At 61.5% G+C, this 21,423-nt stretch carries 18 protein-coding genes and 2 pseudogenes; 7 read left to right on the plus strand and 13 right to left on the minus strand.

The features are described from left to right. Positions 1–599: 599 nt before the first annotated feature. Positions 600–3,704, minus strand: coding sequence for an efflux RND transporter permease subunit (locus AC0L30_RS22760; protein ID WP_473304916.1), 3,105 nt, complete (start codon positions 3,702–3,704; stop codon positions 600–602). A 588-nt stretch (positions 3,705–4,292) separates the two neighbouring features. Continuing rightward, complete coding sequence (locus tag AC0L30_RS22765; RefSeq protein ID WP_473304920.1) at positions 4,293–4,985, minus strand: RNA-dependent RNA polymerase family protein; 693 nt, start codon at positions 4,983–4,985, stop codon at positions 4,293–4,295. A 195-nt stretch (positions 4,986–5,180) separates the two neighbouring features. On the opposite strand from AC0L30_RS22765, the pseudogene AC0L30_RS22770 reads away from it, so the two are divergent. Continuing rightward, positions 5,181–5,341 (plus strand): annotated as a pseudogene (locus AC0L30_RS22770) (IS256 family transposase); the annotation flags it as partial. Positions 5,342–6,077: 736 nt separating this feature from the next. Beyond that, a complete protein-coding gene (locus AC0L30_RS22775) occupies positions 6,078–7,781 on the plus strand; it encodes a recombinase family protein (RefSeq protein ID WP_473304922.1) in 1,704 nt (567 codons plus the stop codon). On the opposite strand, the pseudogene AC0L30_RS22780 reads toward AC0L30_RS22775, so the two are convergent. From AC0L30_RS22780 to AC0L30_RS22820, 9 genes and pseudogenes are all read right to left on the minus strand, one after another. Further along, positions 7,763–7,852 (minus strand): annotated as a pseudogene (locus AC0L30_RS22780) (4-hydroxybenzoyl-CoA thioesterase); the annotation flags it as partial. The gene AC0L30_RS22775 and the pseudogene AC0L30_RS22780 sit on opposite strands and share 19 nt — an antisense overlap. Further along, positions 7,849–8,220 carry a type II toxin-antitoxin system VapC family toxin gene (locus AC0L30_RS22785; RefSeq protein WP_007599975.1) on the minus strand — a complete coding sequence of 124 codons (372 nt, stop codon included), beginning with the start codon at positions 8,218–8,220 and terminating at the stop codon, positions 7,849–7,851. The pseudogene AC0L30_RS22780 and the gene AC0L30_RS22785, both read right to left, overlap by 4 nt. Further along, complete coding sequence (locus tag AC0L30_RS22790; protein ID WP_007599974.1) at positions 8,217–8,408, minus strand: type II toxin-antitoxin system VapB family antitoxin; 192 nt, start codon at positions 8,406–8,408, stop codon at positions 8,217–8,219. Before AC0L30_RS22790 ends, AC0L30_RS22785 begins: the two co-directional genes overlap by 4 nt. A 50-nt stretch (positions 8,409–8,458) precedes the next feature. Beyond that, the gene (locus tag AC0L30_RS22795) at positions 8,459–9,376 is read right to left on the minus strand and encodes a metallophosphoesterase (protein WP_219682863.1); all 918 of its coding nucleotides are present in this window, start codon (positions 9,374–9,376) and stop codon (positions 8,459–8,461) included. Between the two features lie 129 nt (positions 9,377–9,505). Next, entirely contained in the window at positions 9,506–10,558 is a 1,053-nt protein-coding gene (gene ruvB, locus AC0L30_RS22800; protein ID WP_219682864.1) for a Holliday junction branch migration DNA helicase RuvB, read from the minus strand. Further along, positions 10,555–11,031 carry a hypothetical protein gene (locus tag AC0L30_RS22805; RefSeq protein WP_245285969.1) on the minus strand — a complete coding sequence of 159 codons (477 nt, stop codon included), beginning with the start codon at positions 11,029–11,031 and terminating at the stop codon, positions 10,555–10,557. Before AC0L30_RS22805 ends, ruvB begins: the two co-directional genes overlap by 4 nt. Positions 11,032–11,081: 50 nt before the next feature. After that, on the minus strand, positions 11,082–11,699 hold the full coding sequence (gene ruvA, locus AC0L30_RS22810; protein ID WP_007599970.1) for a Holliday junction branch migration protein RuvA: 618 nt from the start codon (positions 11,697–11,699) through the stop codon (positions 11,082–11,084). Further along, positions 11,696–12,223, minus strand: coding sequence for a crossover junction endodeoxyribonuclease RuvC (gene ruvC / locus AC0L30_RS22815; RefSeq protein WP_007599969.1), 528 nt, complete (start codon positions 12,221–12,223; stop codon positions 11,696–11,698). Before ruvC ends, ruvA begins: the two co-directional genes overlap by 4 nt. A 70-nt stretch (positions 12,224–12,293) precedes the next feature. Further along, complete coding sequence (locus AC0L30_RS22820; protein ID WP_007599968.1) at positions 12,294–13,040, minus strand: YebC/PmpR family DNA-binding transcriptional regulator; 747 nt, start codon at positions 13,038–13,040, stop codon at positions 12,294–12,296. 206 nt (positions 13,041–13,246) lie between these two features. Between AC0L30_RS22820 and AC0L30_RS22825 the strand changes: the two genes are divergently transcribed. Both AC0L30_RS22825 and AC0L30_RS22830 read left to right on the plus strand, forming a co-directional pair. Further along, positions 13,247–14,995 (plus strand): methyl-accepting chemotaxis protein, encoded by a 1,749-nt coding sequence (locus AC0L30_RS22825; RefSeq protein ID WP_473405248.1) that lies wholly within the window; start codon positions 13,247–13,249, stop codon positions 14,993–14,995. 109 nt (positions 14,996–15,104) lie between these two features. After that, positions 15,105–16,529, plus strand: a complete 1,425-nt coding sequence (locus tag AC0L30_RS22830; protein ID WP_007599966.1) for a methyl-accepting chemotaxis protein — start codon at positions 15,105–15,107, stop codon at positions 16,527–16,529. Positions 16,530–17,219: 690 nt separating this feature from the next. Here the strand turns inward: AC0L30_RS22830 and AC0L30_RS22835 are convergent. Beyond that, positions 17,220–17,468 (minus strand): hypothetical protein, encoded by a 249-nt coding sequence (locus tag AC0L30_RS22835; RefSeq protein ID WP_007599964.1) that lies wholly within the window; start codon positions 17,466–17,468, stop codon positions 17,220–17,222. A gap of 107 nt (positions 17,469–17,575) precedes the next feature. After that, positions 17,576–17,839 (minus strand): hypothetical protein, encoded by a 264-nt coding sequence (locus AC0L30_RS22840; protein WP_007599963.1) that lies wholly within the window; start codon positions 17,837–17,839, stop codon positions 17,576–17,578. A gap of 178 nt (positions 17,840–18,017) precedes the next feature. Here AC0L30_RS22840 and AC0L30_RS22845 point away from each other — a divergent pair, with 178 nt between their 5' ends. From AC0L30_RS22845 to AC0L30_RS22855, 3 genes are all read left to right on the plus strand, one after another. Then, positions 18,018–18,353 (plus strand): hypothetical protein, encoded by a 336-nt coding sequence (locus AC0L30_RS22845; RefSeq protein WP_245285968.1) that lies wholly within the window; start codon positions 18,018–18,020, stop codon positions 18,351–18,353. Positions 18,354–18,619: 266 nt separating this feature from the next. Further along, positions 18,620–20,509, plus strand: coding sequence for a sensor histidine kinase (locus AC0L30_RS22850; protein ID WP_219682868.1), 1,890 nt, complete (start codon positions 18,620–18,622; stop codon positions 20,507–20,509). A 448-nt stretch (positions 20,510–20,957) separates the two neighbouring features. Next, the gene (locus AC0L30_RS22855; RefSeq protein ID WP_198288264.1) at positions 20,958–21,422 is read left to right on the plus strand and encodes a (2Fe-2S)-binding protein; all 465 of its coding nucleotides are present in this window, start codon (positions 20,958–20,960) and stop codon (positions 21,420–21,422) included. The last annotated feature ends 1 nt before the right edge of the window (position 21,423 follow it).

Here is a 21,423-nt window from a genome sequence, read left to right on the forward strand (position 1 = left end):
GCGGGGATTGAATTTCTTGGCAACTATCTAAGCCTGCAGCAAATCAGCGGTCTCTTTTCAGACAGCAATTGCAGCGCGGTCAGGAAGTGAATAATTCTCCACCAAGAACCAATTGAAAAATGGGTACGCCACCCATTCGGGGAACATGGATTCTGTCCCTGTCCCGGGCGACATCAATCCTGCGAGTTATGCTGCCGTGATGTCCGGCAAATCACGTGGCGGTGGCCTGCTCGGTCAGGTAACAACAGCATCCGCCTGTCGGAGCAGAAACGGATCCGCGACGCGCTCTTCGCCGAACACATGATTCCCCCCAAGCTTCGCACCACCGGCTTGAAGCTCCGGACGCGCAAGGGACCGTGAAACCCTCCCAGGCATCCGTCGCTCACCACATCTGCACAATGAAGCGGCCGTATTTGGTCGCGATGTAGTCCTTCACCTCGGGCAAGCAGTAGATCGAGACGAAGCGCAGCAGCCGCGGATCATCCTTCCTGTCCGCCGCCATGAACTGCAGGCACCCAGTGCGATCAAGTTACCGCGGTCGGCGAGCAGCGCCGCTACGCTAACGGCGCGATCGAGCAAACCCGAGTTGATCGTTAGGATCATCGCTTGGCCAGGTGGGCATCGGATGCTCGGATGAAGGCGAGCTCGGCGGCGTTCTGGACGTGATCGGAACTCGCGTCGGCGCGGTGATCCGACGCGATCGCGACATAGAGCGCCGGCAGCACGAAAAGCGTGAACAGCGTGCCGATGGACATGCCCGCGACGACCACGAGCCCGATCGAGAAGCGGCTCGCGGCGCCAGCACCAGTTGCGGTCAACAAAGGTAAGAGGCCCGTGACCATCGCCGCGGTGGTCATCAAGATTGGGCGGAGGCGGACGCGCGCCGCCATCTCGATGGCCGAGCGGGAATCGAGTCTCTCCTTGAGCTGCAGCTGATTGGCGAACTGGACCATCAGAATACCGTGCTTGGATATCAGCCCAGCCAATGTCAACAGTCCGATTTGGGTGTAGATGTTCATCGTCGCCAAGCCAAAGAATAGCGGGATTAAGGCGCCGGCGATTGCCATGGGAACGCTGAACATGATGATGAGGGGATCGCGCAGACTTTCGAACTGCGCCGCAAGCACCAAGAAAATGACGATGAGTGCAAACGCAAAGGTGATGACTAGTTTGTTACCCTCCTGCACATATTGACGGGCGTCCCCGAGGAAGTCGTGACTGAACTCTGCGGGCAGTTTCATTGCCTCGACGTCGAGGAAGTCCACAGCCTGACCGATCGTGACGCCGGGCATCGGTACGGCTTGGAAGGTCGCGGAGTTGAGCTGGTTGTAGTGGGTGAGTGCGTTCGGATTGGTCGCAGTCTCGATGGAGACCACGGTCGATAGCGGCAGCATCGAGCCCGCCGCTGTCTTGACATAATAGCTCCCAAGTGATTCCGGCGTCAGGCGTTTCTCGCGCGGCACCTGCGGGATCACTTCGTAGGAGCGGCCCTGCAGGTTGAAGCGATTGACGTAGTTTCCGCCAAGGAGGGTCGCGAGCGCGCTACCGACGTTCTGCATGGTGATGCCAAGGTCGCTCGCCTTGGATCGATCGACCTTGATTCGCACCCCCGGCTGGTTGAACTCAAGGTCAGAGTCGCTGACCATGAACAGACCGCTCTTGCGCGCGGCATCCTTCAGCTCCGACATCTGCTCGTAGATGTACTGGAAACCGAGCGTCGACTTGATCACCATCTGCACTGGTAAGCCGCCCGAACCGCCCGGAAGCGGCGGCAAGCTAAAGGCAAATGCGTTGATGCCTTCCAGTTTGGACAGCTCGGCCTGGACCAGCGATTTCAGCGCGATCGATGAGCGCTTGCGCTCGGCCCAAGGCTTAAGCAACATCCCGGCCATGCCGCCCTGCGGACCGCTGATGCCGTTGAGCACGAAGCGAAAATCCGTCTCGGGAAACTTCTGGAGTGCCTTGTCGAGCTTGGCGCCGTAATAATCCAGGTAATCAATATTGGCGTATTTCGGCGCTTTTGTCAGTGCGAATACGATGCCCTGATCCTCCTCGGGTGCGAGTTCCTTGGAAGTGTGCATATACAGAAAGGCGACGAGGCCCAGCATGGTCAGCGCAAACAGCCCGGTAATCGGGCGATAGTCGAGCGAGCGGTCGAGCTTGCGGCCGTACCAGCGCGTCATGGCGCTGAACACACGATTCACAAACTTTGCAAACCGCCCCTCTTCAGCGCTCTTCAGGAAGACCGCGCACATCATGGGCGACAGCGTCAACGCGATCACGCCCGACACGATCACCGAACCCGCCAGTGTAAACGCGAATTCGCGGAACAGCGCGCCGGTGAGGCCGCCGAGAAAGCCGATGGGCGCGTACACGGCGGCCAACGTAATCGTCATGGAGAGGACGGGGCCGACGATCTCGCCCGCGCCGTTCGTAGCGGCCTGCGCGGGCGACGCACCTTCTTCCATATGGCGATGAACGTTCTCCACCACGACAATTGCGTCATCAACCACAAGGCCGATCGCAAGCACCATCGCAAGGAGGGTCAGCAGATTGAATGAGAACCCCAGCGCCAGCATCATACTGCAGACGCCAATAATGGACAGCGGAATGGTGACGACCGGAATGATGACAGACCGTAAGGAGGCCAGGAACAGGAAGATCACCAACACCACGATCGCGACCGCCTCAAGGAGCGTCTTCTCCACCTCGTCTATCGATGATTGGATGAACTTGGTGGAGTCGTAGGCCACTTCCATCTTCAGCGATGGCGGCAGGCTGCGCTTCATTTCTGGAAGCAGTGCCCGAACGCCTCGCGCTATGTTCAGTGGATTACCTTCTGGGCTCGCCTGCACGGCGACGAAGATAGCGTGTTCGCCGTTCATCGCGACGCTGGCGTTTGTGCTCTGCGCCGCAAGCTCGACTGTCGCGATGTCCTCCATGCGCACAAAGCCGCCGTCATTGGCTTTGACGATCATGCGCTTGAATTCATCAACACTCCGCAGATCAGTGTTTACCGTGACGTCGGAGAGAGTGAAATAGCCCTTAGTCTGGCCGGCCGCAGCCTGGAAGTTGTTGGCCGCGATTGCAGCCGAAACATCAGCTGGCGACACGCCGTGGCCCGCCATTCTCGCCGGATCGAGCCATAACCGCATCGCAAAACTCTGGCCGCCGAGGATGTCTGCCGCTGCGACGCCGTCTACAGTTGACATAATCGGTTGCACCACGCGCGAGAGATAGTCGGAGATCGCGCTGGCCGTCAGTTCTTCGCTGGAGAAGGCGATATACATGACAGCTGTGGTCTGACCGGCAGATTTGGTGACGACCGGATCGTTCGATTCCTTAGGGATTAAATATTTGACCGAGTTGACCTTGGAGAGCACTTCAGTGAGCGCCTCGTTGGGCTCGAAATTGAGCTTGATATAGACCTGGATCGTCGAGGCACCGAGCACCGAGGAGGACGTAATGTAATCAACGCCTTCGGCCGAAGCGAGCGCTTGCTCAAGGGGCGTGGTGATGAACCCCTGGATCATGTCGGCGGAGGCGCCAGGATAAGAGGTTGTGATATTGACGACCGTGTTGGTCAGCTTAGGATACTGCCGGATTCGCAAAACGGTGGCCGCACCAATGCCGGTCAGCAGGATCAGGAGACTGACGACGATAGACAATATCGGACGTTTGATGAAGAGCTCGGTAAATGCCATCGCGATGCTCGCATTCAAGAGACTGACGGAAATTCGCCAGTAAGCCAGGCTACAGCAACAGTCATCAACGCGGCGACTGTGGCTAGGGGCACCTTCTCAGGGTAGAGTCCCATGTTTCTCTTAAGCTAGCAACCGCCCCGGGGGGGCCGGCTCGAACCAGTAGAGCTGAGCCTCTGGGCAAAGCCGCAGACAATGTAAAGAGTCAGCTCCGTCGTAGCAGCCGATGTCCAAGATCACTGGGTCTTGCTTCTGGAGGGAGCACACAATGTGCTGATGGACCTCCAACGCGGAAGTGGGCTGACGTATTTCCATTTAACCTCGTCCCACGCCTCAATGGCAGCAATGCCTTGCAGCACACTTATCAACTCAGCTTAGGATTTCGCGCCGCCCCACCCTTCGGACGGTCCAGCTTCGACGCTGAAACTACAGACAAGCCGACGGGCAGCTCAACTCTACAGAGGTAAGCGGGGGATATAGAACGGGTTGCATAACCTATACCAACGTTTGTCGACGAGCGACGCCCGCATGAGCCGCGCGAGACTTGTGATGTTGCTCGAGAGCACAGGCGTTTCCCTTCGGTCTTGTGCTTCACGATGAACCGGCCATCTCGGGTCCGCCCGCAAAGTAAGTGAACCCCAGGAAGGCGAAGGTCTCGGCCACCGCTCGCTGCGCGGCTGACGCGGGAGGCCGCGAACCGCGCCAAACTCGATCAACCGGGTTTTGTCCGCATGGAGCGCCGGCCAGTCGCGCATTGAGGGCCAAGAGCATTTCCTGGGCATCTGCCTTGCTCTCGAAGCCGATGACGAAGTCGTGCGCAAAGCGCACGGTCACAACGCGACCGCGTGCATGGCGACCGCTCCAGTGGTCGACCCAGCGATCGAGGAGGTAATGCAGGAAGATGTTAGAAAGGAGCGGACTGATCCTGCCCTTTGCGGCGTGTGTCTTGCTTCTCGCCGCTCTCACGAACGCCAGCTCGCAGCCGCATCTCGATGAGCTGCAGGATACGAGGATCGGCAATCCTGTGCGCCACCATCCGCAGCAGCCACTCGTGGTCGACCGAATCGAAGACACTGGATATGTCATGAAAGCCGGATCGAGGGCATCAAGCTCCATCTGAGGATCCCGCCCCGGCCGGAAGCCGTAGGAGAACCCGAGGAATTCGAGCTCATAGGCGGCGCTCAACACCTCGGCCACCGCGCTTTGGACGATCTTGTCCTCTAGCGGCCGGCACACCGAGAGGCCGCCTACCCCCGTCGGGTTGGGGATGTAGACGCGCCGCACCGGCTGTAGCCGGTAGGGACAGTGTGGACCCGTGCGCAGAGATCGCGGATTGGTCCGTGAGCCCCTCTTCGTACTTTGCCTCCCTTATCCCATCGACCTCCGCGCCGGCCTGCGGGCTTTTGTCGTCGAAACGCCCGAAGCAGAGCGTCTTTCTCGATGTGGTGCAGCAAGGCTGTGAACCGGTTTGGACATATGGTCGGCATGTTCCCCAACGAGGAGGCCATGGTTCGCCTCATTGGAGCGGTCCTGCTCGAACAGAACGACAATGGGCCGTCCAGCGCGCCCGTTACATGACGCTAGAAACCATCGCGCCTTTGAGCGATGATTCGAGCGTCAGCCTTCCGGCCGCCAGCTGACCGGCCCGGCCCTCTTGCCGGCGAACCGGTTGCCCGAGCGCCAGTTACAGCATGCTGAGGAACACGAGTATTTCTGACAGTGCTTTTCGCGCCCTACTGCGGAGCTCACGAAGACGCGATTGCTGGCTCTTGGAGCCTCGACGCAAGATCAGTCAAGCGGAATAAGAAAAGACCCAATCATCGAAGGGTCCTTGGGGTCGGACCACCGCGTCTGGGCTGAACGTTACAGTTCGCCGGGGCTCTGCGGCAGCCACTACAATATGTGGGGAACCGAGGACGGCTCCTACGCACCGGGCACCCGCACCCGCACCCGCACCCGATAACAAACTTACGCCGCCGCCAGTATTTTTACTCCGCTTTGCTTAGCATTTCTGCTCTGGACTACGCGCCTCATCGCCAGGAATGCCCTCACGCACGCTGCGGCACTTGACGAATTTCATTTTCATTCGACGCTGCCGAAGCCAGCATGAGGGACGCGTTGCGAGTAATCGCTGCGGCTTGGCCGTAGCGCAGCGCGGAAATTTACGCTAGCTTCCGCTCGCGAGTTTGCAAATGCCTACCCGCATCCGATCTTTCCGAAGACAACGAGCGACCATTCGACCGCTTGCCCCCTCCCATCCTCAGAGCTGGGATAATCCGGACAATGAGGAAATCTGGTTTGAGTTGGCGCGCTCCATCGGCCGTCAGATCGCACGGGATGAAAATCATGGCTCGGGGCAGCCGATAGAGGACCGGCATGACGACACCGTCATCGAAGAAAACGGCCGTAATATACGCGCGCTATTCGAGCGACATGCAAAAGGCGAGCTCGATTGACGGTCAGCTGTTACTCTGCCGCAAGGTCGCATTGCGCAACAACCTCGATGTCGTCGGCGAGTTTGTGGATGCCGCAAAATCTGGTCTTACCGAAGGTGCGCGGGACGGCTATCAGCGCTTGCTCAACGGTGTGCGAAGCCGGCAGTTTGACGTAGTCGTCGTTGAGCATTTCGACCGCTTGTCGCGCGATCCCGCAACCATCCAGCGTCTCAAGCAGGTTTTCGAGTTCAACGGCGTTGAGCTGATGGATCAGAAAGGAGTCTACGCGACCGCCACTGACATTAGCATCGCAAGTCTGTACAACACGATTTACAAGCCGCAGCTCGCCGAAAAGGTTCGGCGCGGCCATGACAACGCTGTTGCGAACGGAAGAATTCCGGGCTCATACGCCTATGGTTATCGGCCAAGGCCGGGCGCGCCCGGCGAGCGCGTAATCGATGAGAACGAAGCAAAGATTGTGCTCCGCATCTTCAAAGAATATGCAGCGGGCCGCTCGACCCGAACTATCGCCGCTGACCTCACCCGCGAAGGCGTGCCCTCACCAGGGGCAACTCGTCACAAGAACAAGGCGGGTCGCACCACCTGGAACCATCAGTGCATCACAGGCGGTCGGCATGGTCGCGGCATTATCGGCAACGAACTCTACATCGGCGAGATACATTGGAACGTTCGCTCGACAATTCTTAACCCAGAGACGCAGAAGAAACAGAAGCGCCGCAATCCAGCTGAACGCCACATTATCGTCAAAAAGCCAGAGCTGCGGATCGTTCCGCAAGGGCTCTGGGATCTAGCGCAGAAGGTTCGTAGGGTGCGCGCGGTGTCTATGTTCGGACCGACTGGCCAGCCGCGGCGTCGCGCCGTGAGTCCGCGCAACAATGAGCACCCGCTTGCCGGTGTGCTCCGGTGTGGCGTCTGCATTGGCCATATGCGAATCGCTCAATCCTCGCGTAACGGTGCGCCGCGCGCGGCATGCGCGAGCGCGCATCAGCGGGGCACCTGCGAGCACACCCGTAGCTTTGATATGGACGTTCTGCTCGAGGATGCCTCCGAAAAAATCCAGGTGAAATTGCTTTCGCCGAAAGCCATTGAAGAGGCGATGCGTTCTTGGAAGGAGGAGCGCAAAAACGATCGGAACAATGGCAGCGAACACAATAAGCTAGAGCGTCGACGCCGCGTATTGACTACCGAGATCGAACGCCTCTCTTATGCCATCGCAAATAGCCGCCGCAAGCCGGACGAATTGCTCAAGCGGATCGATGAGTGCGACCTGGAGCGGGAAAGCGTTGAAGAGCGCTTGCGGCTGCTGGGCGGTGGCGGCGAAAATATAGTTGGCTTCGATCGCCCGAAATTCAGTGACCGATACTCCTCGGAGGTTAGAAGGCTTATCACCGCGCTCAAAACCAATCCGAAGGCGATCGAAACTCGCATTGCCTTCCGCAACTTGATTGAATGCATAGTAGTGCATCCGGTTCGCAAGCGGATGCCCTACGAATATACGCCCTACCTGAATAGCTCCGCGCTTTACGGAAGGAACCTTTTTCCCGAAAACCGCAGCAAGGAGCGAGAGATCAGCACGTTTGCATACTACGACAATGGCAAGTCAGGGAAATCCGTGTCCTCGTAATAGACGCGGACCTGCATGCGGTGGCGGCCGTCGCGGATCTCGCCGTCGAGATGAGACATCGGCGTACTCATTGGATATCGGCAGCCAATTTCAACGACCGAGCTGCCGCAAGCAATCGCTTGTCACGTGTCCAGATTGTTGCCTCGACTGTCAACATCGTCGATGCGAGCAAGTGGGCATCGACACACCCAATGCCCAATCCGGACAACTTTCGCTTAACGATAAACTCTAAGACTTCGCTATTGCTGGCGATCGTCGCCTTAGGGAGGAGGTTCAGTTCATCAAGCATGTCAGAAGCCTTCGACACGCGCCCCAGGAGCAATTCGCCGATCACGAACGGATGAATAACGATGTCACCGTGATCGAGGAGGCCAGCAAGCCGTCCATCCGTGCGGCGGAAGTGGTCGATCCAGATCGACGTGTCCGCCAGGACTTTCACTTGGGCCGGCGGCGCGGCGGAGCCTTGGCGTTGGGTTCGGTACCTCCCATCCGCGCGAGACGGCGTGCGGCCTCCCGTTCAACGAAGGCTATCAAGGCTTCCCTAACGACGGCTGCCTTTTCGCTGACGCCAGCAAATTCCTGCGCCTTGGCAAAAAGCTCGTCGTCTATCGCGATAGTCGTTCTCATGGGGCACCTCTACATCGAATATAGCATCATTTGATGCAGAATTCCATGCCTTAGATCACCACCGGCCCCCGCCCCAGCGTCACCTCGACGATTTCCGGCGGCACGCCGACGCGGACCGGCATAAGGCTGCAACCGAGGCCGCCGGAAACGATGAGGTCGCATTTGAGCCGGAAGTGACCATAGGCGAGCCGCAGGCCATGCTGCCGCGAAACTGCCGGCGACCAGCCGAGCAGGCGGATCTGGCCGCCATGGGTGTGGCCGGACAGTTGCAGCGCGACGCGGGCGGGCACGCGCGGCGCGATATTGGGCTCATGCGCGAGCAGGATGATCGGCGCATCGTCGGTGGCCTTGGCAAGCGTCGCGTCGAGATCGTCAGCGCCGAAGCGCCCCGTGCTCCGGAAGCGGCGCGCCGGCAGAAAGGCGAGCTGATCGCCGAGGCCAGCGAGCCAGAACGCGCGGCCGTCCTTGGCGAGCCGCACGACGTCGTTCTCGTAGACAGGAATGCCGGCCGCCTCCAGCGCGCGATGCGCGACCGTCGGCCCGTGCCCCACCTGCTGCACGGTCCTGTCCGCCCAATAATCATGATTGCCCATGACGGCATGGACGCCGAGCGGCGCTTTCAGACCGGCCAGCACCTTGGCCCATTCGTTCGCCGGAATGATGCGCGTGACCTGGTGCAAGCCGGCGACATAGTCGCCGAGCAGCACGATGATATCCGCGTTCAGTGCGTTGGTGCGCTCGACGATGGAATCGATCCGCTCCAGTGACATCCAGGGATCGCAGGCATGGATGTCGGCGATCACGGCGATCTTCAGCGGAAAGTCCGCGGGCCATTGCCGCGGCGTCGGATGATAGCGGGTGACACGAAGCCGCAGGACCGGCTCGACGCCGACGCCATAGGCCGCGGTCGATACGCCGAGGGCGGACAGGCCGCCGATGGAACGGAAGAAATGACGGCGCGTGATCATGGCAGCCCGATCGTGATGCGGCTTCTTGATGCGATCCTATTGGAGCGGAAATGGGGTGGGTTTGTGCAGACCCTCTGCACGAGATCACCGGAAATTCATGACGGCGCGAGCAGTCTGCAGTTGCGTAGATCAGTCGTCGCTCTCGTCGGTGCCGAACAGGCCGATCTGTGCCGCCGCATCGCGCGAGGGCTCGCTGATGCCGAGATGGCGGAAGGCGTGCGAGGTGAGCAGGCGGCCGCGCGGGGTCCGCTGCAGATAGCCACACTGGATCAGATAAGGCTCGATGATGTCTTCGATCGCATCGCGCGGCTCCGACAGAGCGGCGGCCATCGTCTCGACGCCGACCGGACCGCCGCCATAGTTCTGCGCGATGGTCGTGAGGTAACGGCGGTCCATGGCATCGAGGCCGGCGGCGTCAACCTCGAGCGCGCTCAGCGCGTGGTCGGCAATCTTGCGATCGATCCTGTCGGCATCGGCCGCCGAAGCAAAATCGCGCACGCGGCGTAACAGCCGGCCGGCGATACGCGGCGTGCCACGCGCGCGGCGCGCGATCTCGTTGGCGCCATCCACGCTCATGCCGACGTTGAGCACGCGGGCGCCCCGGGTGACGATGCTTTCCAGCTCCTCGATGGTGTAGAAATTGAGCCGGACCGGAATGCCGAAACGATCGCGCAAGGGATTGGTGAGCAGGCCGGCCCGGGTGGTGGCGCCGACGAGAGTGAATTTCGACAGCTCGATCTTCACCGAACGCGCCGCCGGGCCCTCGCCGATGATGAGGTCGAGCTGGAAATCCTCCATCGCGGGATAAAGCACTTCTTCCACTGCCGGGCTCAGGCGATGGATCTCGTCGATGAAGAGCACATCGCGCTCTTCGAGATTGGTGAGGAGTGCTGCGAGATCGCCGGCCTTGGCGATCACCGGGCCTGACGTGGCGCGAAAGCCGACGCCGAGCTCCTTGGCCACGATCTGCGCCAGCGTGGTCTTGCCGAGGCCCGGCGGGCCGACGAACAGCACGTGATCCAGCGCCTCGCCGCGCTTGCGCGCCGCCTCGATGAAGATGGACAGATTCTTGCGCGCCTGCTGCTGGCCGACGAAGTCGGACAGCGATTGCGGGCGCAGCGCAGTGTCGCCGACATCATCGCTGCGGCGCTCGGGCGTGACCATGCGGGGAGGCGTGCTCATGCGGGCAGGATAACACGGTGCAGCGGTTTCGCGAGCCACCAGCACAGGCTCGCCGGGATGACAGCGACGACGGCGAGCATGGCGGAAAGCTTCAGCGCCTCAGGCGCGGAACGGACACTCGGCAAGATCACCGCCGAGGTTTCGGAGGGCACAACGAACATGCCAAACCCGACGAACCCGGCGGCGGCCACGGCCGCGGCGAGCCACGCCATCCAGATCATGTTGAGGTCGGCGTAGACCGCGGCAAGCGCGAAGATCAAGCCGGCGGCGACTGCGGGAAGGAACGAGGCGAGAACCGTGGCGATGGCCAGCAGCACGATCGCGATCGAAACCAGGGTGCGCAGTGCTTCCAGCTCGACGAGCGCAAGAAACATCTGCAGCACCGCGGCCCCGAGCGTGGTCACCATCACCGAAACCAGCGCGGCGACCGTCAGCGGCCCCACAATGGAGAAGATCACGACGATACCGGCCACGCGCGAAAGGCGACGAAAAAGACCGGCGACGGGATTGGCGCGAGCCGCACTCACTTCGACAGCTCCTTCAGGCCCAGCCGGATGAGCTGCGCAGTCTCGGCGCTCTCGCCCGCGCTGCGCGAGGCCGATGCGATCGCGGCCGCAGCCTGCGGCTGGCCGTAGCCGAGATTGACCAGTGCGGAGATCGCATCCGCGACCGGCCGCGGGGCGCGCTGGTCATCGACAGCGCCGGCGAGGTGCACGACCGCCGGATCGACATTGGAGAAGGCCGGCGCCTTGTCCTTCAATTCGGTGACGATGCGCTCGGCGACCTTGGGACCGACACCGGGCGTGCGCGTCACCGCAGCCTTGTCACGCAACGCGATCGCGTTGGCGAGATCGGACGGCTGTAGCGTGCCGAGCACGGCGAGCGCGACCTTGGCGCCGACGCCCTGCACGGTCTGGAGCAGGCGAAACCACTCGCGCTCCTGGTCGCTGCGGAAGCCGAACAGTTTGATCTGATCCTCGCGAACATAGGTCTCGATCGACAGCACGGCGGCCTCGCCCGGCGAGGGCAGATGCTGCAGCGTGCGCGTCGAGCAATGCACCTGATAACCGACACCGCCAACATCAAGGATGACGAAATCCTCGCCGTAGGAATCGATCAGGCCCTTGAGCTTGCCGATCATAAGCCTGCCACCTTCAGCCGCAGCGCGGTGCTCTGGCGATGATGGGCGTGGGTGATGGCGATGGCGAGCGCGTCGGCGGCGTCCGCGGACGGCGGATCGGCCTTCGGCAGCAAAATCTTGAGCATCATCGCGATCTGCTGCTTGTCGGCGTGGCCGGCGCCGACCACCGTCTTTTTCACCTGGTTCGGCGCGTATTCGGCAACACTGATGCCGAACATCGCGGGCGCGAGCATGGCGACGCCGCGGGCCTGGCCGAGCTTCAGCGTCGCGACGCCGTCCTTGTTGACGAAAGTCTGCTCGACCGCGGCCTCCATCGGCTTGTGACCGGACAGGACGGCGGCGAGCCCCTCATGGATCGCGAGCAGCCGGCTCGCCAACGGCAAATCGTCCGGCGGTTCTACCGAGCCACAGGCGACATAGATCAGGCGGTTGCCCTCAGCCTCGATCACGCCCCAACCGGTACGGCGCAAGCCAGGGTCGATGCCGATGATGCGAACGGGGCCACGAATCGGGAGCGTCGTCATGAGCCAGTGATAGCGGCTGGCTGCCGTGGGGGAAACAGAAACAGAACGGAAGTAACAGGGGAAGTGGCCCCTACCCGCCCATCTTCGCCAGCAGCGCGTCCGACACCTCGAAATTGGCGTAGACGTGCTGGACGTCGTCGTGCTCGTTCAGCAGGTCTATCAGCTTGAGCAGCTTCTCGCCGGTCTCGTCGTCGACCGCGACCGTGTTCTGCGGCTTCCAGATTAGCGCGGCCTTGCGCGGCTCGCCGAACTTGGCCTCCAGCGCCTTGGCGACGTCGCGATAGCCTTCGGTCGAGGCGTAGATCTCGTGGCCGCCTTCGCTCGAGATCACGTCGTCGGCGCCGGCCTCGATCGCGGCATCCAGCACGGCATCGTCGGAGGCGACGCTGCGGTCGTATTCGACGATGCCGGTGCGATCGAACATGAAGGACACCGAGCCGGTTTCACCGAGATTGCCGCCGGACTTGGTGAAGAAGGAGCGGATGTCGGAAGCCGCGCGGTTACGGTTGTCGGTCAGCGCCTCGACGATAACGGCAACGCCGCCGGGGCCGTAACCCTCGTAGCGGATTTCGTCGTAATTCTCGCCGTCATTGCCGAGCGCCTTCTTGACGGCGCGCTCGATATTGTCCTTCGGCATGTTCTCCTGGCGCGCCGCGGTGATGGCCGCACGCAGGCGCGGGTTCATGTTGGGGTCGGGCGTCCCCAGCTTGGCCGCGACGGTGATTTCCCGCGCCAGCTTGCCGAACAGTTTCGACTTCTGGGCATCCTGCCGCCCCTTGCGGTGCATGATGTTCTTGAATTGGGAATGTCCGGCCATGCGTGATCTTCTCTAGGGGAATCGTGCGCCAAGGTGAGCGTGGGAAGCGCGGCCTTATAGGCCGCCACCCCACTGGAAAGAAAGAGGCTCTACGACTTTAAGGTAACACCGTACGGGCCCGTGCCTAGATGTCAGGCATCGTTAACCCTGATTTCATTCCAGCTTGCGAAAATAGCGCCCGACCGTCCCCCGACAAGAGAGAGCTGATGGCGTTCGGACTATTTCGGAAGCGTCTGCCGGACATGGCTGCAACTGCGGCCGCCCCGCAGGCTGCGCAGCCGGCGGCCCATTCCGAGTCTGCCGTGGCCGTCGAAAGCGATTCGGCCAAAGAAATCCTGGAACTGCTGGAACTCGAGCTGGGCGCGATGATTCGCCAGCTCGAGCGCGCCGCCAATTCGGTGGCCGGCGGTGCCGAGGCGACCGCCACGACGCTTGCCGCCATTCGCGACCGTACCGACGCCCTGACCGGCCGGACCAACGCCGCGCAATCGAACGCCTCCACCTTCGCCCATGCCGCCGACAAATTCACCCAGTCGGCGCTGGGCATCGGGGCCCAGGTTCGCGAGGCCGGCAAGCTCGCCGACGAGGCCAGCGCCGCGGCACAGGAAGCCCGCGCCAATGTCGACCGCTTGCGCGAATCCTCGGCCGCCATCGGCAACGTCGTCAATCTGATCGCACAGATCGCACGGCAGACGACGCTGCTCGCGCTCAACTCGACCATCGAGGCCGCGCGCGCGGGCGCTGCGGGAAGAGGCTTTGCGGTCGTCGCCACCGAGGTCAAGGCACTCGCGGTGCAGACCCAGGGCGCGACGGAGGAGATCACCAAAAAGATCGACGCGCTGCAGCGCGACGCCGCCGGCTCCGCGGATGCGGTGCACCGCATCTCGCAGGCGATCGAGGCCATCCGCCCGGTCTTCGAGACCGTCAACGGCGCGGTCGCCGAACAGAACGCCACCACCAGCGAAGTCTTCGGCAACGCGACAAGCGCATCGGAGTTCATCATCTCGGTCGGCGAAAGCGCGGCCGAGATCGATGCCGCGACCAAGGCGGCCGAGAGCCACGGCGAGAACGTCGCCAGCGCAGGCAAGGCCGTGACCGCCTTCGCACAGAAATTGAAATCGCGCTGCGCCGTGCTGCTGCGCCAGAGCGAGCACGACGACCGCCGCAAGACCGAACGGCTGCCCTGCCATCTCAAGCTCGAAACCGCCCGCGGGGTGCTGCCGGTCTACGAGATAGCGATGGACGGCGTGCTGATCGGCGGCGCGGACGCGGGCCGCCTTGCATCGCAAGCCATGATCGAAGGCACCCTCGAAGGCGTCGGCGCCTGCCGCCTGCGCGTGGTCGAGCAATCCAAGGCCGGCGCCCGCGCGCACTTCGTCCATCCCGATGCCGCGCTCAGCGAGAAGATCGAGGACCGGCTCTGGTCGATCCACGAAGAAAACACCGAGTTCGTCACCCGCGCCATGGAGGCGGGTAACGCGCTGACCGCGATCTTCGAGCAGGCGGTTGCCCGCGGCGAGGTGAAGATCGAGGACCTCTTCGACACTGACTACGCCGAAATCGCCGGAACCAATCCGCAGCAGTACCGCACCAAATATCTCGACTGGGCCGACCGCGCGCTGCCGGCGTTCCAGGAAGCCTTTTTGGCAAAGGACCCGCGCCTTGCGTTCTGCGCCATGGTCGATCGCAACGGGTTCCTGCCGGTGCACAACAGAATCTACTCGCATCCGCAGCGGCCGGGCGATGCCGCCTGGAACACGGCCAATAGCCGCAACCGGCGGATGTTCAACGATCCGGCGGGGTTGGCCGCCGCGCGCAACCTGCGCTCGTATCTGGTGCAGAGCTATGCGCGCGACATGGGCAACGGCAATACGGTGATGATGCGCGAGATCGACGTTCCGATCCGCGTGCAGGGCCGGCACTGGGGCGGATTCAGGACGGCCTACAAGCTCTAGTGCGCGCTCAGGCAAGACGCCAACGCGCGAATCACCTCTTAAGACCGGAATTGGAATGGGAATGCCGCGGAGAGCCGGCGAACGGCTCTGACTGGAGGACTCTCAAGACATGTCCGTCGTACAACTTGCAGTACTGGACACCGGCTCCAACCGAACACTTTCCGAACGGCTGATCGATCAGCTCGCCGACCGCATCGGCGGCCTCGGCGTGGAACTCGCTGACATCGCCGGCAACGTCCAGGAAGTCGCAAGCCGCGTCGCGAACCAGTCGGAGCGGTTCCATCACCTCCAGGAAACCGCCGAGACGATGGTCTCGGCCAATCACGACATCGCCAATGCGTCACAGGCGGTGCAAACGACCACATCAGCGGCGGTCGGCGAGATCGCGCAGTCGCGTGGCGCGGTCGATGCCGCGGTCAGCCACATCTCCGAGCTCGTCGCGGCGGTGGAGCGGATCGAGGCGCGGCTCAGCGCCGTCGGCTCCGCGCTGGCACAAGTGGCAAAAGTGTCCGGCTCGATCGAGGCGATCGCGAAGCAGACCAATCTGCTCGCGCTCAACGCCACCATCGAGGCGGCACGCGCCGGCAATGCCGGCCGCGGCTTCGCGGTGGTCGCAAGCGAGGTCAAGAACCTCGCGGAAGCCACCCGCCAGGCCACACACCAGATCTCCGACACCGTGCGCGATCTCGACGGCCAGATCGAAGGCCTGATCGGCGAGAGCAGCGATGCCTCGCAGCGCGCGAAGACGGCCGGCGAAGGCGCCCAGCGGATCTCCGGCATCATCTCGCGGGTCCAGCAGGGCTTCGCCTCCGTGGAAGCGGAGATCGGCAGCGTCACGCGCGCCGCGACCTCCAATCTCGGACATTGCGACACCGTCATCAGCGAGCTCAACGAGCTCGCCAAGGGCGTCGACCTCTCCTCGCGCGATCTCAAGAACGCCGATCAGCGCGTGACCAAACTGCTCGACACGTCCGAAGGCCTGATCGCGCTGATCGCCGACAGCGGCGTCGAGACGTCGGATGCGCCGCTGATCCGCATCGTGGTCGAGACCGCCAAGCGGATCTCCGACGAGTTCGAAGCCGCCATCGGCCGCGGCGAGATCACGCTCGACCAGTTCATGGACGAGAATTACCGGGAAATCCCCGGCACCGATCCCAAGCAGTACAACACTGGCTATGTCGACTTCACCGACCGCGTGCTGCCCGCGATCCAGGATCCGATTCAGAAGTCCGATCCCCGCATCGTGTTCTGCGTCGCCTGGGCCAAGGGCGGCTATCTGCCAACGCACAACCCGAACTACCGTCTGCCGCAGGGCAAGGATCCGGTCTGGAATAATGCCAATTGCCGCAACCGCCGCCTGTTCACCGATCGCGCGGTGCAGAAGGTCGCAGCCAACACCAAGCCGTTCCTGCTGCAGACCTATCGCCGCGACATGGGCGGCGGTCAGTTCGTGCTGATGAAGGACCTGTCCTCACCGATCATGATCCACGGCAAGCACTGGGGCGCCTTCCGGATGGGCTTTCGGCAGAGCTGAGGACCGCTCCAGCGGCCCTTGGGTCAAAAAAACCTGAAAAACAACCCCATGCACAGTAGCCGGGGCGAGCGGAATCAATGGCTTAAGTGCCCGATAAATCCGTGGGCTTAGGCGCTCGTAAAGTGGTTGCGCCGTCGGGCAAAACAGGTGCATACTGCTATTATTCCGAAATCTTCAGCCCCTCTTCTCCCCTTCCGAGAGAAGCCGATTTCGATAGGCCGCGCGCTGTACGGCCTTCCGGGCCTACGCTGAGGTGGCCCGGTAGCTGTGCTTGGCAATGAACGGACTACTTCTTTTGCTCGGTGGTCGTCGTGGCGGCCGGGGTGCCGTCGCGAGCGTCCCGTCGCTCGTCGCGTCCCGTACGCCGTGCTTGCCGCCGCTCCGTGCGGCCGGCGCGGCGCTCCTGCCGCCGCTCTGTTCGCCCGCTGCGCCGCTCCTGGCGGCGTTCCGTACCCGACTTAGGCGCGTCCACTGGCGGCGTAGTAGGCGCGGCGGCTGGCGCGGTGGTTTGAGCAACAGCCTCTGAGGCCGCAAAAATTGAGGACGAAGCCACAAGCCCAAACACCCCTGCGTATCCAAGGAAAGTGAGTGCGTTGCGACGACAGACCTGTTTCGGCTCCGAACGTTCATTCATGTTCAGGCTCCCGGTTGCTGCCCCGTCAGAGCATGTCACCAGCGTCCGTGGCCTAGCTATTGATCTGGATCAACTTGTTTCGGTGCTTCAAGCCACGTTGGGATTTCGGTCGATGGGATCGACACTCTCGGAAAGTGAGGGATGATAGTCCCTGCAGTGACGATCAGTCCGTCGTTGAATTTGGTGCGCGCAAAATCCTTAGCTGCTGCTTCGCTTTCAAACGTGTTCGTTAGACGCGGATGTCGCCGCCTTGACAGTGTGCCGTCCGGCGGCACTTCAAAAGTGACATACCAAGTGTGTTTCATGCCCTAATGCCGCCCCGGCGGTACTAGTGACTATCCCCGCCAGACCAAGAAAAGCCGCCACCGGGACGAAACGATGACGGCTTCTTGCTGGCTTGCGAAACCGGCCTTTACCGCCCGGCTCCAACGCGGTTGACGCCACCATTCGCATTGCCACCGGCGTTATGACGGACTGCGGCGCGCGCCACCGGGCGCGGCCTGAGCACGACGCCTGCCCGGGCAACGCAACCCGCGGGATATTCTACGTACTGGCAGTAAATCACAGCCTTGGCTGGGGTTGGACTAAGCGACAGGGTTGCAAGCCCAAGCAGGCCGCTGGCGGCAATGCCCGCGACCGTCGCTGACTTGATCGAAAGAAGCTTCCTCGGATGCATGGCGGACCTCCCTCTTCGCACTTGCGTCACCGAAAGGTGACGGAAGCCGCCTCAGGTGCGGCTGAACATAGCGTAGGCGTGGCAGTGCGCGGGTTCGATTGATCTACATCAAGCCCACGCGCACAGGGAGCCGCAATCTCGCGAGCGGGGCTCAATGAATTCATGGAAGGGTTCCATCATGCTCCGCTATATTCTCGCTCCTCTTGCCGCTTTCGTTTTGCTCATCGTCTGCTTGATCCCCGATGACGCCGAGGCTCGGCGCGGCGGAGGTGCCTATCGGGGCGGCGGCGGTTACCGCGGCGGTGCGGTCGCAGTTCGAGGACCGCGGGGCGGCGGCGCTGTTGCAGTGCGCGGCGCAGGCTACCGTGGCTACGGCTATCGTGGCGGCTATCGCGGCTACGGCTATCGAGGCTACGGTGTAGGAGCGGCAGCGGTCGGCGCGGCTGCCCTTGGCACTGCTGCGTACCGCCGCAGTTGCTACGATGCTTACGGGAACTATATTTGCGCCTATTAATCCGTGGCGACGCGGCGATAGCGCAACTTGGCCCTCTGTGCGCGCAAGCAAGCGCTGGCGGTGACCGTCCGACGATGGCGACCCTGCGCCATCGGTCTGCAGGTACTCTGGACGACGTGGCGTATCGCGGGGACCGCGCGACGCCCCGCTATGAAATCTTGCGGACTGTTCGTGTCAGAATTGCCCCGTAGTTTCCCTTGTCTCCGGTTGTTGATAATCTGATCGAGCGGATACGGTACTCCACTTGGATCGGGGCTCGGAGTGCGATGCTTTTCTGGCTGCCTCACTCATGGCGAACCTGTCGCGTGCGGAGATTCACCGCTGCGTTGACCGTCGCATTTTTGATCGCGACGACAGGCCAAAGTCATGCAGCTGATCCAGCGCCCAAACGTGTTCTGATGCTGCATTCGTTCGGCCTTCGGTTCAAGCCCTGGACCGTTTATGCAGAGGCCATTCGATCCGAAATAAGTCGGCGCAGCAACGTGGAGTTTCAGGACCACTCGCTTGTGGTTGCTCGCCTGAGTAACGACAAATCAGATGGTCCGTTCGTCGAATATCTTCACGCCCTTAATGCCCAGCACCCGCCCGATCTAATCATGTCCATTGGCGCCCCAGCCGCCAATTTTGTCCAGCGACACCGAAAAGAGCTTTTCCCAAATACGCCGATGGTCTTGACGGCTGTGGAGCGGCGGCGCGTGGCCTTCGATAAATTGGGCGAAAATGACACAGTGGTAGGGTCGACCAACAACACCATCGAGTTCTTCGAAAATATTCTGAGTGTTTTGCCTCTAACAACCACGATTGCAGTCGTAATTGGAGCATCTCCAAGCGAAACGTATTGGCTGGAAGAGACGCGCCGACGAACCGCGCCGCTGGCCGGGCGAGTACAAATTCGATACTACAATGAACTTTCATTTGAAGAAATTCAGAAGGACGCAGCGACCCTCCCGCCACATAGTGCGATCTTCTGGCTCTTGCTGAATGTTGACGCCGCGGGCGTGGCGTATGAGGGGCCCGGCGCGTTACTCCAACTTTCCAAGGTGGCCAACGCGCCGATCTTTACTCACGACCAATCTTTTTTTGGAGACGGCATCGTCGGTGGCCCCATGCATTCCGTGATTGAGCAAAGCACCAAAGCCGCCAAGGTCGCGCTTCGCATCCTCAATGGCGAAAAGATCGCCGACATCAAGCCATCATTCGTTGACGTTGCATCTCCCATATTCGACTGGCGACAAATGCAGCGGTGGGGAATTGCCGAGCGCAATCTGCCGCCCGGTAGCGCCGTCTACTTCCGGGAGCCCACGTTGTGGGAGCGATATTGGTGGCAAATCACATTCACTATCGCGCTTGTCCTCGCGCAAGCGGGACTGATCGCGCTTTTGTTATTTGAACATCGTCGTCGGCAATTCGCCGAAGTACAGTCGCGACAGCGCATGACTGAACTGGCTCACGTTAATCGCTTCGCGACCGCTGGTGAACTGACCGCCTCGATTGCTCACGAGATCAACCAGCCGCTGGGGTCTATTCTGACGAACGCTGAAACCGCAGCCGCGATCCTGCAATCGCAGCGTCCCGATATCGCTGCACTTTCCGATGTTGTTGAACTCAGGGAAATTGTGAACGATATTTTACAGGATGACCGGCGCGCCACCGAGGTCATTCGCAGGATGCGCAGCCTCCTAAAGAAGGCGCCGTTCGAATTGAAGCAACTGGACCTCAACGAGGTAGTGCAAGAGACGGTCAGATTTCTTTCGGCGCTAACCGTCAGCCGAAAATTCGAAATGGTCAACGTGATCACGTCCGATGCGCTACCGATCCTCGGCGACCGCATTCAGCTTCAACAAGTCATTTTGAACCTTGTGCTGAACGGGGTCGAGGCTATGAAGGACACGTCTCACGAAAGCCGCACTATCAGCATCCGGACTGCGCGCGCCGATCAGTTTGCCGAGCTATCCGTATCAGATCGCGGACCCGGCATTCCAGAAGACAAATTGAAACAGGTTTTCGAGCCGTTTTACACCAGCAAAGCGGAAGGCATGGGCATGGGCTTGTCCATTGCGCGCACCATTATCGAAGCGCACAACGGATTCATATCAGCGAGTAATCGGGAGCACGGCGGTGCCTCGTTCACGATCAGGCTCCCCTTTGTCGGTTGATCCACAACGGCGCCCATACGCGGACAGAGACCCCTCACCCGAGTGAGCCTGCGTCTACCGGCGTCGCTGTCCTCTCTCACAAGGGGAGAGGGCACAACAATGGGTTGCTGCAATTGATCGCGTCAGAAGTCCGCGTCGCCGTCTGACTTCCACAATCGCACGACTTTCGTCATCGCATGATTTTGCGCATTCGCACGATCATCTGCGGCGATCAACGGCGCATGTGAAGCAAAAGCGTCAAAACATGACGATTATCATATCAATTAGCCCAAAATCACTGCAGTGATCGCCGCACAAATTCGTGAACGTCATGGCCTGACCCGCTCGCTGCGCAAATATGCATTGCCGGAAATGTCGACGCTTCATCGTTTCGCATCGATATGATTATTGTGCGCGCAAATTCGCTGACTAGATCGCCGTAAGCGATCGCGCGAGCAAGGGGATGCATATGGCAACTGTTCTCACCATCAATGGCGAAACGAAATCGTTCGACGCGCCACCTGACATGCCGCTGCTGTGGGTCCTGCGTGACGTCCTTGGGATGACGGGCACCAAGTTCGGCTGCGGCATCGCTCAGTGCGGCGCCTGCACGGTGCACGTCGATGGCAAGGCAGTACGCTCCTGCGTCTTGCCGATCAGCGCGGTCGCGAACCGCGCCATCACCACGATCGAGCATGTCGGCAGCACACCGGCCGGCGCAAAGGTGCAGAAGGCCTGGCTCGATGCCGAAGTGATCCAGTGCGGCTATTGCCAGTCCGGTCAGATCATGGCGGCCGCGGCACTGCTGGCGGCAACGCCCAGCCCTGATGATTCCGACATCGACGCAGCGATGGCCGGCAACATCTGTCGCTGCGGCACCTATGTGCGCATCCGCGAGGCCATCAAGCTGGCCGCCTCCGGCCGGCAGTCGTGAG

This window comes from Bradyrhizobium sp. MI1.11 (assembly GCF_055811255.1).

What these genes read in the sequence shown, in the direction of transcription:
- AC0L30_RS22760 (WP_473304916.1), bottom strand. Translation starts at nt 3,704, where the DNA reads ATGGCATTTACCGAGCTCTTCATCAAACGTCCGATATTGTCTATCGTC.
- AC0L30_RS22775 (WP_473304922.1), top strand. Translation starts at nt 6,078, where the DNA reads ATGACGACACCGTCATCGAAGAAAACGGCCGTAATATACGCGCGCTAT.
- AC0L30_RS22790 (WP_007599974.1), bottom strand. Translation starts at nt 8,408, where the DNA reads ATGAGAACGACTATCGCGATAGACGACGAGCTTTTTGCCAAGGCGCAG.
- AC0L30_RS22795 (WP_219682863.1), bottom strand. Translation starts at nt 9,376, where the DNA reads ATGATCACGCGCCGTCATTTCTTCCGTTCCATCGGCGGCCTGTCCGCC.
- ruvB (WP_219682864.1), bottom strand. Translation starts at nt 10,558, where the DNA reads ATGAGCACGCCTCCCCGCATGGTCACGCCCGAGCGCCGCAGCGATGAT.
- ruvA (WP_007599970.1), bottom strand. Translation starts at nt 11,699, where the DNA reads ATGATCGGCAAGCTCAAGGGCCTGATCGATTCCTACGGCGAGGATTTC.
- ruvC (WP_007599969.1), bottom strand. Translation starts at nt 12,223, where the DNA reads ATGACGACGCTCCCGATTCGTGGCCCCGTTCGCATCATCGGCATCGAC.
- AC0L30_RS22820 (WP_007599968.1), bottom strand. Translation starts at nt 13,040, where the DNA reads ATGGCCGGACATTCCCAATTCAAGAACATCATGCACCGCAAGGGGCGG.
- AC0L30_RS22825 (WP_473405248.1), top strand. Translation starts at nt 13,247, where the DNA reads ATGGCGTTCGGACTATTTCGGAAGCGTCTGCCGGACATGGCTGCAACT.
- AC0L30_RS22830 (WP_007599966.1), top strand. Translation starts at nt 15,105, where the DNA reads ATGTCCGTCGTACAACTTGCAGTACTGGACACCGGCTCCAACCGAACA.
- AC0L30_RS22835 (WP_007599964.1), bottom strand. Translation starts at nt 17,468, where the DNA reads ATGAAACACACTTGGTATGTCACTTTTGAAGTGCCGCCGGACGGCACA.
- AC0L30_RS22840 (WP_007599963.1), bottom strand. Translation starts at nt 17,839, where the DNA reads ATGCATCCGAGGAAGCTTCTTTCGATCAAGTCAGCGACGGTCGCGGGC.
- AC0L30_RS22845 (WP_245285968.1), top strand. Translation starts at nt 18,018, where the DNA reads ATGCTCCGCTATATTCTCGCTCCTCTTGCCGCTTTCGTTTTGCTCATC.
- AC0L30_RS22850 (WP_219682868.1), top strand. Translation starts at nt 18,620, where the DNA reads ATGCTTTTCTGGCTGCCTCACTCATGGCGAACCTGTCGCGTGCGGAGA.
- AC0L30_RS22855 (WP_198288264.1), top strand. Translation starts at nt 20,958, where the DNA reads ATGGCAACTGTTCTCACCATCAATGGCGAAACGAAATCGTTCGACGCG.